11 protein-coding genes are annotated in these 12,072 nt (G+C 71.2%); 5 read left to right on the plus strand and 6 right to left on the minus strand.

The features are described from left to right. Positions 1-143: 143 nt before the first annotated feature. The gene (locus NK718_RS06055) at positions 144-1,082 is read left to right on the plus strand and encodes a hypothetical protein (protein ID WP_254739607.1); all 939 of its coding nucleotides are present in this window, start codon (positions 144-146) and stop codon (positions 1,080-1,082) included. Positions 1,083-1,088: 6 nt separating this feature from the next. Here the strand turns inward: NK718_RS06055 and NK718_RS06060 are convergent, their stop codons facing one another. Both NK718_RS06060 and NK718_RS06065 read right to left on the minus strand, forming a co-directional pair. Then, positions 1,089-1,985 (minus strand): methylated-DNA--[protein]-cysteine S-methyltransferase, encoded by an 897-nt coding sequence (locus NK718_RS06060; RefSeq protein WP_254739609.1) that lies wholly within the window; start codon positions 1,983-1,985, stop codon positions 1,089-1,091. A gap of 72 nt (positions 1,986-2,057) precedes the next feature. After that, positions 2,058-2,594, minus strand: coding sequence for a DUF2244 domain-containing protein (locus NK718_RS06065; RefSeq protein ID WP_254739611.1), 537 nt, complete (start codon positions 2,592-2,594; stop codon positions 2,058-2,060). Positions 2,595-2,636: 42 nt separating this feature from the next. Here NK718_RS06065 and nth point away from each other — a divergent pair, with 42 nt between their 5' ends. Further along, positions 2,637-3,443: an endonuclease III gene (gene nth / locus NK718_RS06070; RefSeq protein WP_254739613.1), complete on the plus strand. Its 807-nt coding sequence runs from the start codon at positions 2,637-2,639 to the stop codon at positions 3,441-3,443. 7 nt (positions 3,444-3,450) lie between these two features. Here nth and NK718_RS06075 read toward each other — a convergent pair whose 3' ends face one another. After that, complete coding sequence (locus NK718_RS06075; protein ID WP_254739615.1) at positions 3,451-4,266, minus strand: undecaprenyl-diphosphate phosphatase; 816 nt, start codon at positions 4,264-4,266, stop codon at positions 3,451-3,453. Between the two features lie 201 nt (positions 4,267-4,467). On the opposite strand from NK718_RS06075, the gene NK718_RS06080 reads away from it, so the two are divergent. From NK718_RS06080 to NK718_RS06090, 3 genes are read left to right on the plus strand one after another with little or no spacing between them, the layout of a single operon-like run. After that, entirely contained in the window at positions 4,468-5,160 is a 693-nt protein-coding gene (locus NK718_RS06080) for a glutathione S-transferase family protein (protein ID WP_254739617.1), read from the plus strand. Next, positions 5,157-6,278 (plus strand): tRNA epoxyqueuosine(34) reductase QueG, encoded by a 1,122-nt coding sequence (queG, locus tag NK718_RS06085; protein WP_254739792.1) that lies wholly within the window; start codon positions 5,157-5,159, stop codon positions 6,276-6,278. Before NK718_RS06080 ends, queG begins: the two co-directional genes overlap by 4 nt. Then, positions 6,275-7,138, plus strand: a complete 864-nt coding sequence (locus tag NK718_RS06090) for an SDR family oxidoreductase (protein ID WP_254739619.1) — start codon at positions 6,275-6,277, stop codon at positions 7,136-7,138. The genes queG and NK718_RS06090 overlap by 4 nt, the downstream gene beginning before the upstream one ends. A gap of 3 nt (positions 7,139-7,141) precedes the next feature. Here the strand turns inward: NK718_RS06090 and olsB are convergent, their stop codons facing one another. The 3 genes from olsB to NK718_RS06105 form a co-directional block, all read right to left on the minus strand. Then, entirely contained in the window at positions 7,142-8,092 is a 951-nt protein-coding gene (gene olsB / locus NK718_RS06095; protein ID WP_371877228.1) for a l-ornithine N(alpha)-acyltransferase, read from the minus strand. A 151-nt stretch (positions 8,093-8,243) separates the two neighbouring features. Continuing rightward, positions 8,244-10,391, minus strand: coding sequence for an ATP-binding protein (locus tag NK718_RS06100; RefSeq protein WP_254739621.1), 2,148 nt, complete (start codon positions 10,389-10,391; stop codon positions 8,244-8,246). A 123-nt stretch (positions 10,392-10,514) separates the two neighbouring features. Then, positions 10,515-12,035 carry a YifB family Mg chelatase-like AAA ATPase gene (locus tag NK718_RS06105; protein ID WP_254739623.1) on the minus strand — a complete coding sequence of 507 codons (1,521 nt, stop codon included), beginning with the start codon at positions 12,033-12,035 and terminating at the stop codon, positions 10,515-10,517. Positions 12,036-12,072: the final 37 nt, after the last annotated feature.

Below are 12,072 nucleotides of genomic sequence, written 5' to 3' on the forward strand. Positions count from 1 at the left end.
CAGCGGGTATATAAGGACCGGTCTTCGGGGCCGCAAGGCGCATTGGAGCCCGATCTCGGCCAACTCTCCGGCGACGGTCGCGGCGGGGCTGGCCGGCGGCGCGCGGCATGGTAAAAGGCGGCCCGGAAACCTTCGGGGGTAGGATGAAGCTGACCGTTCCGATCGCCGTGCTCGGATGGGCTGGGCTGGCCTTGGGCGTCGCCGGGCCGGCGAGGGCGCAGCTGATGCTGCCGAATGCGTCCGGCCCCGCCCCCGGACAGGAGGGCGTGGTGACGGCGCCGGCCGCGCCGCCGCGTCCGCCCGCTCCCAAGATCGCCTCCGAGTCGTCGGTCATCGGAAAGACGCTGTACCTGAACGGCTCGAAGGGCAAGCTGGTCATCGACCGGAAGGGCCCGTCCGGGCTGCAGGCGAGCCTCGTCGCGGTGGGAGATCGCATTTCGAACCCCACCGAGAGCTGCGGCCTCGACCTCGGCGGGGGCAAGCCGCTCGACATGACGCCGGTCGGCCGCGCCGCCGGCGCCCCGCGCTACGAGATTCGAATCCCCTCGTGCCCGATTACGGTGGACATCCTCGAAGGGGCGGCCCTCGTCTCCAACCCGGAGCAGGCCTGCGTCTTCCCGGAGGGCGACTGCAAGGTCAACGCGACGGGCCTGTGGGGCCCCACGCCGGCCTCGCTGGAGGGGCAGGCGGCGTCGATCGAGAAGGATCGCGGCCGGGCCGACCGCGTGGTCATCGAGAGCTACAAGGCGCTCTACGCCCGCACGAAGGACCGCAACGAGATCAAGAAAATCGCCGCCGAGCAGGCCGATTTCTCCTCGGCCCGCGAGACGATGTGCCGCGACTATGCCCGCGAGGCGGTGCACGGCTTCTGCGCGACGCGCTTCACCGAGCTGCGGGCCACCGAGCTGGTCGAGCGAATCAGCAAGATGGACGGCCGCGAGTTCGTGCCGGAGAGCACCCGGCCCCGCGCGCCCCGGCCGCCGGCCGACGTCGACCAGCAGCAAGCGCCGCCGCCGGTGGCGGCCGCGCCGCCACCGCGCCGGGAGCAGTCCGGCTTCTGGCTCTTCAACCTGTTCCGCTAGGACGGCTCAGGCGGCCCCGACCCCGGCTTCCCAGCCGAGGATGGCTTGCTTGCGCGTGAGGCCCCAGTGATAGCCGGTGAGCGCGCCGGAGCGGCCGAGCACGCGGTGGCAGGGGACCACGAACGACACCGGGTTGCGCCCCACTGCGGCGCCGACGGCGCGAGCGGCCTTGGGCTTGCCGAGGTGGCACGCGATGTCCGAATAGGTCGTGGCGCGGCCGAACGGGATGCGCAGCAGCGTCTCCCAGACGCGCACCTCGAAATCCGTGCCGATCATCACAACGCGCAGTGGCGTGTCGGGCCGCCATGTCTCGCGGTCGAAGGCGCGACGGGCCAGCGGAGCGGTCGCCCCTGAATCCTCCACGAACCGCGCCTTCGGCCAGCGCCGGCGCATGTCGCCAAGGGCGGCCGCGCGGTCGCCGTCGTCGACGAAGCCGAGCCCGGCGAGCCCGCGCTCGGTCGCGACCACGATGGCTTCGCCGAACGGTGAGGGATGGAAGCCGTAGCGCAGCAGCAAGCCCTCGCCGCCGGCCTTCCATTCGCCCGGGCTCATCGCCTCGTGGGTCACGAACAGGTCGTGCAAGCGGCTCGGCCCCGACAGGCCCACCTCGAACGTCGTCTCGAGAACGCTCGCCGAGTCGCGCAGAAGGGCCCGCGCGTGGTCGAGCGTGAGCGCCTGCAGGAAGGCCTTCGGGGTCAGTCCCGCCCAGCGACGGAAAACGTGATGCAGGTGCGAGGGGGACACGCCGAGCGCGGCGGCGATCTCCTCGTGGGAGGGCTGGTCGCGCCAGCGCTCGGTCATGAAGGCGAGGGCCCGCCGGACGTGGTCGTAGTCCGAGCCGGCGGCGGGGCGCGCCGCGTCGAGCGCGTCGGCGGCGAGGGGGGGAGCGAAATTGTGGGTCATGGCGGTGTTCCCGATCATGCCGCCACAATAGAACTCGCCGCGCCGGCTCGACACCCGAAAGCTGCGGCGGATTCAGGAGTGGTCGTAGACGGGCCCGCGCCGCGCATCCGACAACGCGACGCTGAGGCGGTCGCCGAAACGTTCCTTTTCGTCCGGCGACAGGAAGTGGCCGACCGGGACGGCCAGGCCGCGCGACACCAGCGACAGGCGCTGGACGCCGAACTCGGCGTGAATATCGCGCCGCAGCCGGGTCCATAGCGGATTGAAGCGCCACTCCGCCGCCGCGCCGCGAACCGGAACCTTGCGGACCAGCAGCTCCACCGGGCTCACCACGATTTCCTCGTAGGACCGCGCCTGGTCGAGGTTGCCGCGCAGGGCGAAGAACAGCAGCAGCACGTCGAGCCCATAGAATCCGGCCACCGGCCAGAACCCCATCACGATGAAGGGAATGCTCGCCACAAGGCTGGCGAGGCCCACCAGCACCAGCACGAGCTTGACCCCGCGCACGCCCATGGAGCGGTGCGGGCGAATGGTGGCGCTGAACAGCGGACGCGCCGCGGCGTCGTGTTCGTGGCCTTCGGGGTGCCCGGGCGGGGGATGCGCGTCCATCGTGACCTTGCCGGTGTCGAGCGTCGCAATCTATAACCGGGCATGCCTCCGACAAAGCCGGTATCCCGATCCGCCGCCAGCAAACCCGCCGCCGAAAAAGCGGCGCGGGGAGCCGCCGGACAGGGCAAGGAACGTTCCTCGAAGTCCGCCGTTCCGCCCGTGCTGCCGAAAGGGCGCAAATCGGCCCCGGGCGCGGCCGTCAGCCCCAAGCCGCTCGAACCGGCGCTGGTGCGCGAGGTGTTCTCACGATTTCGCGAGGCCAACCCCGAGCCGAAAGGCGAGCTGGAGCACGTCAACCCGTTCACGCTGCTCGTCGCCGTCGTCCTCTCGGCGCAGGCGACCGACGCCGGCGTGAACAGGGCGACGCGCGCGCTTTTCGAGGTCGCCGACACGCCGGAGAAGATGCTGGCGCTCGGGGAGGACACGGTCCGCGACTACATCAAGACGATCGGCCTGTTTCGCAACAAGGCCAAGAACGTCATCGCGCTGAGCCGCAAGCTCGTCGAGGAGCACGGCGGCGAGGTGCCGCGCGATCGCGAATCGCTGGAGATGCTGCCGGGCGTCGGTCGCAAGACCGCCAACGTGGTGCTCAACATCGCCTTTGGTGAGGAGACGATGGCCGTCGACACGCATGTCTTCCGCGTGTCGAACCGCATCCCGCTCGCCCCGGGCGCGACGCCGCTGGAGGTGGAGCTGGGCCTTTTGGACATCGTGCCGGCCGAATTCCGCCTGCACGCGCACCATTGGCTGATCCTGCACGGGCGCTATGTCTGCCTCGCCCGCAAGCCGGACTGCCCGCGCTGCATCATCAGCGATCTGTGCCGCTACGAGCCCAAGACGAGGCTGTGAGCGGGCGTCAGCCCCAGACCCACAAGGCCGCCAGCCCCGCCGAGCCGACCAGGATTCGCCACCACGCGAAGGTCGCGAAGCCGTGGCGCGACACGAAGGTCAGCAGCCCCTTCACGACGAACAGGCCGGACACGAAGGCGGCGGCGAATCCGATCGCGATCAGGCCCGCGTCGCTCGTGTCCAACGTCTTGTAATTCTTGAACAAATCGTAGGCGAACGCGCCGGCCATGGTGGGCATCGCCAGGAAGAACGAGAACTCCGCCGCGGCGCGCTTGTCCGCCCCCAGCGCCATGGCCCCGACGATGGTCGCGCCGGACCGCGACACGCCGGGAATCATGGCGAGGCACTGGAGCAGGCCGATCTTGAAGTACATCGAGAGGGGGAAGGCGGTGGCGTCGTCGTAGCGCTGGCGCAGGGGGAGGACGTCGACGACCAGCAGGATGAAGCCGCCGACGATCAGCGCCACGCAGACGATCAGCGGGTTGAACAGCACATCCTTGATGAAGCCGTGCAAAACGGCGCCGATCACCGCCGCCGGCAGGAAGGCGATCAGCACGCCGAGCGTGAAGTTACGGGCCTGCGGGCTGGTCGGCAGGGCGATGAAAATCGTCAGAAGTCGACGGAAATAGACCAATAACAGCGCCAGAATTGAGCCGAGCTGGATCAGAACCGCGAATGTCTTGTCGAACTTGTCGTCGTGGAAGCCCAGTCCGAGAATGTGCTCGGCCAGCAGCAGGTGTCCCGTCGACGACACCGGCAGATATTCGGTGAACCCCTCGAGCGTGCCCAGGATGAGGGCCTTGAGCGCGGCGGCAAGCTCCATGCGGGTTCCTCGAACATTCGGTCGTGAAAGTGTACAACCGCGAATCGTGGTTGTCGGTCGCGCGAACGGGTTTTATACGGGTCGCCCGGCTTTCGCCATCGCCCGCCGGTTCGGGGCCGCCACGGTCTCGCCGCACTCGTCCGCTCGCTGTCTCGCCGCGGGTCTTTCCTCCCGCGTTGCTCGGAGTCCGATCCGCTGCCCATGGCGACGCTGTACCATCACCCATTCTGTCCGCATTCGCGCTTTATTCGCCTTGTTCTGAGCGAATTCGGCATGGAGCCGCTGCTCGTCGAGGAGCGGACTTTCGAACGTCGCGAGGAATTCCTGCAGATGAACCCGGCGGGGACGACCCCGGTGTTCACCGAGGACCAGATCGGCGCGGTGCCGGGCGCGTCGATCATCGCCGAGTATCTCGACGAGACGCGCGGCCTCGCGCTGGGCGACCGGCGCATGCTGCCCTCCGACCCCGCCGGCCGGGTGGAGGTGCGCCGGCTGGTCGAATGGTTCAACGGCAAGCTGTTCGACGAGGTCAGCTCGTATTTGGTGACCGAGAAGGTCTTCAAGCGCTATATGCCGGCCAACATGGGGGGCGGCGCGCCGGACATGGCGGCGATTCGCGCCGCGCGCTCCAACATCCGCTATCATCTGGCCTATGTCGGCTGGCTGATCGGCAGCCGGAACTGGCTGGCGGGCGACAGGCTGAGCTATGCCGACCTCGCCGCCGCGGCGCAGATCTCGGTGGCGGACTACCTGGGCGATGTGCCGTGGCACGAGAACGAAATGGCGAAGAACTGGTACGCGCGCGTGAAGTCGCGCCCGTCGTTCCGGCCGCTGCTGGCGGACCGCGTTCCGGGCATGGAGCCCGCGCCGCACTACGCGGACCTGGACTTCTGACCGGCGCGTCGCTGCGCGCCGCCGTCGAGGCCGCCGCGCGGCGGGAAGGGTTCGACCAGGTCGGCTTCACTACGCCCGACGCCATCCCCGAAGCCGCCGAACGCCTCGCCGCCCACCTCGCCGAGGGCCGCCATGGTGACATGGCGTGGATGCAGGAGACGGCGGAGCGCCGCTCCTCGCCCTCGCTGCTCTGGCCTGAGGTGCGCGGCATCGTCATGCTGGGCATGAGCTATGCGCCGGAAGCGGACCCGCTCGCCGTCCTCGGTCGGCCCGACCGCGCCGCCGTCTCGGTCTACGCCCGTTCGCGCGACTACCACGACGTGGTCAAGGGCAAGCTGAAGCAGGTCGCCTCCGCGCTGGCCCGTCACGCCGGCTGCGAGGTCAAGGTGTTCGTGGACACCGCGCCGGTGATGGAAAAGCCGCTGGCCGCCGCCGCCGGACTGGGATGGCAGGGCAAGCACACCGTGGTCGTATCGCGCGAGCACGGGTCGTGGCTGTTCCTCGGGGCGATCTTCACCACCGCTGAGCTGCCGGCCGATCCGCCCGCGCGCGAGCGGTGCGGCTCCTGCACGCGCTGCCTCGACATCTGCCCCACCGACGCGTTCCCCGCGCCCTTCCAGCTCGATTCGCGCCGCTGCATCGCCTACCTCACGGTCGAGCATCGCGGGCCGATCCCGCGCGACCTGCGCGCCGGCATCGGCAATCGCGTGTTCGGCTGCGACGATTGCCTCGCCGTCTGCCCGTGGAACAAGTTCGCCGCCGCGACGCGCGAGACCAGGCTGAAGGCCCGCGACGATCTGGGCGAGATGAAGCTGCGCGACCTGGCGCGGCTCGACGACGCCGCCTTCCGCGCGCTGTTCGCCGGAACCCCCGTCAAGCGCACGGGGCGTGACCGTTTTCTGCGCAACGTGCTGATCGGCATCGGCAACTCCGGCGACCCGTCGCTGGCGGAAGAGGCGCTGCGCCTGCTGGCGGATGCGTCGCCGCTGGTGCGCGGGGCCGCCGTGTGGGCGCTGTCGCGCCTGTTGCCCGAGCCCGAATTCGCCGCGCTCCGGTCACGGCATGCGCGGGACGAGCCGGACGCCGACGTCCGTTCCGAATGGGAGCCCGCTGCATGAACCTCGTGATCCTCGGTTACGGCTACACGTCGCAGGCCTTCGCGCGGCGGGTGCGCGGCCGTTTCGCCCGCATCGTCGGGACCGTGCGTTCGCCTGAACGCGCGGCGGCGCTGGGCGGCGACGGCGTCGAGGTGCGCGCGTTCGACGATCCCTCCATCGCGGCCGAGATCGAGGCGGCGGACGCCCTCCTCGTCTCGATCCCGCCCGACGGCGAGGGCGACGTGGCGCTGCGCCGCTTCGCCGACGCGCTGGCCCGCGCGCCGCGGCTGCGCTGGATCGCCTATCTCTCGACGGTGGGCGTCTATGGCGACCACGGCGGCGCGTGGGTCACGGAGAGCACGCCCCCGCGCCCGACCAGCGAGCGCTCGGTGCGGCGCGTGGCGGCGGAAGCCGACTGGCTGGCCTTCGGCGAGCGCGCGGGAAAGACGGTGCAGGTGTTTCGGCTGGCGGGCATTTTCGGCCCGGGCCGCAACGGCCTCGTCAACCTCGCGGAGGGCTCGGCCCGGCGGGTGATCAAGCCCGGCCAGGTCTTCAACCGCATCCATGTCGACGACATCGCCGGCGTGCTGGAGGCGGCGATGGAGCGGCCGCGCGCCGGGGCGATCTACAACGTCTCCGACGACGAGCCGGCCCCGCCGCAGGACGTGGTGACCTTCGCCGCCGATCTGCTCGGCGCGGCCGCCCCGCCCGCGGTGCCGTTCGAGGAGGCCGAGATGTCCGCGATGGCGCGCAGCTTCTACGGCGAGAACAAGCGCGTCTCGAACGCCCTGCTGCGGGGCGAGCTCGGCTATCGCCTGCTCTATCCCACCTATCGCGAGGCCTACCGCGCGCTGGCGGCGTCAGGCGAAGGGCAGGCGTGACGCTCAGGCGGCGTGGCGGCTGGCGTCCGCGCCGAAATAGCCGATGTAGCGCGGGTTGATGTGGCTCACCGGCAGCACGACGAGCACGTCGGTGGTGCCGAAGCGGCGATCGGCCACGGCTCCTTCGCCGATGCTCGCGCCGACCCGGAGATAGCCCTTGATGAGCGGCGGCAGATCCGACAGGGCGCGCCGCGCGGCGATCTCGTTCCGGGGCGCGTGCCGGACGTCCAACGTTCGGTGGGGCAGGGCGGACGCGCGCCACTCGGGGGCGGCGAGCGCGTGCTCCCGCAGGAAGCTCAGCGGCGCTTCGAGCGCGGCGGGATCGAGCGTGTCGAAGCTGGCGCAGCCGAACATGACGTCGACGCGGTGGTGGAGCACATAGGCCCAGATGCCGTGCCACAGCAGCTCGACGGTGCGCTTGTCGCGGTAGGCCGGCATGACGCACGAGCGACCCAGCTCCAGGAAGCGCTTGCCCGGGTGGCGCGCCAGCAGCGGGGCCACGTCGAACTCGTCTTGCGTGTAGAAACCGAAGTGGCGCTCGGCGACCTCCTGCCGCAGCAGGCGGTACGTGCCGACGATGCGGGGCTTCGCCGCGCCGCCGTCGCGGGAGGCCCCGGCCGCGTGATCGATCACCAGCAGGTGGTCGCAGATGGAATCGAACGGGTCGACGTCGAGGCGCCTGAGCCGGTTCATCGCGCCAGCCATGGCGTTCATCTCGCGGAAGAAGACATCGTAGCGCAGCCTCTGGGCGCGCCTGATGTCCTTGCGTGAGCGGGCGAGGCGCACCTCGAGGGAGCCGATTCGCCCGAGCGGTCCGTCGATCCCGGCGTTCGGGCGTGGCGGTCGCGCGCGGAGTGGGACGGCGCGTGGCGCGGTCAGCGCGGCGACGACGCGCGCCAAGCGGGAGCGGCCGTCGTGGGAGGCGGGTACCGGCAGGTCGAGCATGGAGAGCATGGGTCGTCCGCTTCCGGCGGCTCGGGACAGTCGCGACATCGCGCGCCGAACCGCATTCGCGGATTCTCTATCGGTCGCGCCGGCGACACTATCATGACGGGCGCGGCCCGCGCGAGACGCGCCGCGGCCACGCCGCACCGAAATGCGCCGGTCAGGCGCTGCGGGCGCGGGGTTCGGCCCCGACCGGGGCGGCCGCCAGCGTCTCGGCCAGCCGTGCCTCGCTCACCGGCTTGGCGATGGTGTCGTCCATGCCCGCGGCGAGCGCGAGGCGGCGGTCCTCCTCGAAGGCGTTGGCGCTGAGCGCCACGATGCGCGTGCGGGGCCGTCCCAGTTCGGCCTCGATGGCGCGGATGCGTCTCGTCGCATCGTGGCCGTCGAGCCCGGGCATGCGGACGTCCATGAGCACGAGGTCGAACGGCGGGACGAGGCCGTCGCAGCAGGCGCGGAACTTGTCGACCGCGGCGAGTCCGTCGCGCGCCCATGTCACCTTCGCCCCGTGGCGCTCCAGCAGCTTGGTGGTGAGCAGGGCGTTGATGTCGTTGTCCTCCGCCAGCAGCACGTGCCGCTCCGGCCCCGCCGGACCGACGAAGGCGGACGGCGGCGGGACGGCGACCGACGCGCCGTGCCGCTCCATGCCCGGCGCGCGCAGGCGGGGCGCCAGCGCGCGCTCGCGCACCGGCTTGACGAGATAGCCGTCGAAGCCGACGGCCGTCGGCGGCCCGAAGGCGCGGCGCTCGAACGGCGAGAGCATCACCAGCCGGCGCGGGACGCCCAGCCGCTGCCCCTCGTTGGCCAGCGTGCGGGCGGCGTCCTCGCCCATCCCGCCGTCGACGACGAGCAGGTCCATCCGCTTCACCCGCAGCGCGGTGACGGCCGAGGCGACGTTCGGAACGAGGTCGACGTCCATCCCGGCGGCCTGCAGCCGCTGGCGCAGGAACGGCGCCTCGAACGGCGACTGCGACACGATCAGCGCGGACTGTCCGCGCACGCCCGCGTCCACGCCCCAAGGCTGGCCGGCGTCGGGGGCGGGAACGATCGGCAGGGTGAAGGAGAACGTCGAGCCGTGGCCGGGCTCGCTGGTGACGCTCAGCTGCCCGCCCATGCCGGCGACGAGACGGCGCGAGATGGCGAGGCCGAGGCCGGTGCCGCCGTAACGGCTGGCGCTGTGGCCTTCGACGCGCTCGAACTCGTCGAAGATGCGGCCGATGCGGTCGTGCGGGACGCCGACGCCGGTGTCGCACACGGCGAAGCGCAGCCGGTCGCCTTCGCGGGTGACGCGCACGCCGACGCCCCCCTTGTCTGTGAACTTCACGGCATTGCCGGCGAGATTGGTGAGCACCTGGCGTAGCCGGGCGGGGTCGCCCATCAGGCGGGTCTCGACGTCCGGCGAGATGAGACTGGCGATCTCCACGCCCTTGCCCTGGGCGCGCGGGGCCAGCAGCTCGATGGTGCCCTCGACGAGGGCCAGCAGGTCGAACGGCTCGTGCGAGAGTTCCAGCCGCCCCGCCTCGATGCGGGAGAAGTCGAGGATCTCCTCGATGATCGACAGCAGCGCCTCGCCCGAGGTCTTCACCGCCCGCACATAGGTGGTCTGCTCCGGCGTGATGCCGGTGCCGAGCAGCAGGTCGGCCATGCCGAGCACGCCGTTGAGCGGCGTGCGGATTTCGTGGCTCACCGTGGCGAGGAAGCGCGACTTCGCCTCGTTGGCCGCCTCGGCGCGCAAGCGCGCCTCCGCCAGCTCCGCCTCCACCTGGCGGCGGGCCGTCACGTCGCGCCCGACCACCTGGATTTCGTGCCCGTTGCGGCCCGAGCCGACGCGTGTCTCGACCCACGAGATCCAGCGCTGGCCGGCGGCCGACAGCACCGACTGGTCGTAGGTGACGGAGCCGTCCTCGCCGGTATGGCGCGGCATCGTCTCCCGCGCCGGCAACTGGAACACCAGGCCGATCAGGGACTCGGGCGGGCGGCCGGCGGCCAGCGCGAACGCCTCGTTGACATAGGTGAGGCGGTTGCGCTCGTCGCGCCGGTAGATGAGGTCGCCCTGCGCCTCGATGAGGCTGCGGTAGCGTTCCTCGCTCTCGCGCAGCATGGCGACTTCTTCGTTGAGGGACTCGATGCGCGTGGCCTGGCTACGCGCTCGGCGCTCGAGCCCGAAGTGGTCGCGCAGCAGCATCACGCACATGGTCAGCGCGAACACCGCGACGGACCCGAGCACGAAGGTGAGCGCCGACGGCGCGGCGAAGGCGACGGATTCGAAAATCCCGCCCCGCAAATCCATTCCGCCTTCGAACAGCGCCATGCAAGCCTCCGCCGGAAAGCTTGGGCGCGAGGCATTGATTTTTGGTGAGTCGGCCTTTGTGGCCGCCCCCGGATGCGCGGCATCCTGCGCTTTAGATTAACGATCGGTTGGCGACGCGGCGGCTCAGTCGGCGCGGGTGCGGTAGAGCAAAGCCTCGCTGAGGTGGATGCGCCCGACCTTCGCGTCCCCGTCGAGATCGGCGATCGTGCGGGCGACCTTCAGCGTGCGGTGATAGCCGCGCGCGGTGAGCCGCATGCGGTCGGCGGCGTCGCGCAGCATGGCGAGCGCGCCCGGGTCGAGCTGGACGGCGTTCTCCACCGCCGAGGCCGGGCAGGCGGCGTTGGTCGTCACGCCCGTCAGGCCCAGGGCGGCGTAGCGGTCCGTTTGGCGGCGGCGCGCGGCGGCGACCCGGGCGGCGACCTCCGCCGAGCCTTCGGCGGGGGCCGGGAGAATGAGGTCGGCCGCGCTCACGGCCGGCAGCTCGACGACGATGTCGACGCGGTCCATCAGCGGCCCGGAGATGCGCGCCTGGTACTGCGCCATGCAGCGCGCGTTCGGCCCCATGCGGCAGGCGTAGCCCGGCTCGGCGCCCCGCCCGCACCGGCACGGGTTCATCGCCGCGACGAGCTGGAAGCGGGCCGGATAGCAGACCCGCCGGTTGGCGCGGGCGATGTGGACTTCGCCCGTCTCCATCGGCTGGCGCAGGCTGTCGAGCACCTGCGGCTGGAACTCCGGCAGCTCGTCGAGGAACAGCACGCCGCGATGGGCGAGCGACACCTCGCCGGGGCGCGCCTGGATGCCGCCGCCCACCAGCGCCGCCATCGAGGCGGAGTGGTGCGGGGCCCGGAAGGGCCGGCGATCGGTCAGCGCGCCCTCGGCGAGCAGCCCGCCGACGGACTGGATCATCGACACTTCGAGCAGTTCGGCGGGGGTCAAGGGCGGCAGGATGGACGGGAGCCGGGCCGCCAGCATCGATTTGCCCGCCCCCGGAGGGCCGTTCATCAGCAAAGAGTGGCCGCCCGCCGCCGCCACCTCCAGCGCGCGCTTGGCGCTCTCCTGTCCCTTGATGTCGCGCAGGTCCGGCAGGGACGGCCCGTCGACACGAATGGACGGCTCGGGCGGAGACAGCACCTGGACGCCGCGCACGTGGTTGGCGAGCTGGATCAGCGAGCTCGGGGCCAGGATCCGCATGTCGCGGGCGGCCCACGCGGCCTCCGGCCCGCAGGCCTGCGGGCAGATCAGCCCGTGTCCGCGCGCATTGGCCGCGATGGCGGCGGGCAGCACGCCCGCCACCGGGTTCACCGCGCCGTCGAGCGCCAGCTCGCCCAGCACGGTGTAGCCGTCGAGCGCGTCGGCCGGGATCGCGCCGATGGCCGCCATGATGGCGAGCGCGATGGGCAGGTCGTAATGGCTGCCCTCCTTGGGCAGGTCGGCCGGGGCGAGGTTAACGGTGATCCGCTTGGCCGGCAGCGCCAGGCCCGAGGCGACCAGCGCCGCGTGCACGCGCTCGCGCGATTCCGCCACCGCCTTGTCGGGCAGCCCGACGACGGTGAACACCACCCGCCCGGGCATGATCTGCACCTGAACGTCGACGGGACGGGCCTCGATGCCCTCGAAAGAGACCGTTGCGACGCGAATTGCCATGTGGCGACTTTGCAGTCGAGGACAGGAAAAGAAAAGG

The organism is Alsobacter ponti (assembly GCF_024294805.1).
GTDB lineage: Bacteria > Pseudomonadota > Alphaproteobacteria > Rhizobiales > Beijerinckiaceae > Alsobacter > Alsobacter ponti.

Excerpts from the sequence above, each read along its gene's own strand:
- NK718_RS06075 (WP_254739615.1), bottom strand. The coding sequence starts at position 4,266 with ATGGAGCTTGCCGCCGCGCTCAAGGCCCTCATCCTGGGCACGCTCGAG.
- NK718_RS06065 (WP_254739611.1), bottom strand. The coding sequence starts at position 2,594 with ATGGACGCGCATCCCCCGCCCGGGCACCCCGAAGGCCACGAACACGAC.
- olsB (WP_371877228.1), bottom strand. The coding sequence starts at position 8,092 with ATGCTCTCCATGCTCGACCTGCCGGTACCCGCCTCCCACGACGGCCGC.
- nth (WP_254739613.1), top strand. The coding sequence starts at position 2,637 with ATGCCTCCGACAAAGCCGGTATCCCGATCCGCCGCCAGCAAACCCGCC.
- NK718_RS06080 (WP_254739617.1), top strand. The coding sequence starts at position 4,468 with ATGGCGACGCTGTACCATCACCCATTCTGTCCGCATTCGCGCTTTATT.
- NK718_RS06090 (WP_254739619.1), top strand. The coding sequence starts at position 6,275 with ATGAACCTCGTGATCCTCGGTTACGGCTACACGTCGCAGGCCTTCGCG.
- NK718_RS06055 (WP_254739607.1), top strand. The coding sequence starts at position 144 with ATGAAGCTGACCGTTCCGATCGCCGTGCTCGGATGGGCTGGGCTGGCC.
- NK718_RS06060 (WP_254739609.1), bottom strand. The coding sequence starts at position 1,985 with ATGACCCACAATTTCGCTCCCCCCCTCGCCGCCGACGCGCTCGACGCG.
- NK718_RS06105 (WP_254739623.1), bottom strand. The coding sequence starts at position 12,035 with ATGGCAATTCGCGTCGCAACGGTCTCTTTCGAGGGCATCGAGGCCCGT.
- NK718_RS06100 (WP_254739621.1), bottom strand. The coding sequence starts at position 10,391 with ATGGCGCTGTTCGAAGGCGGAATGGATTTGCGGGGCGGGATTTTCGAA.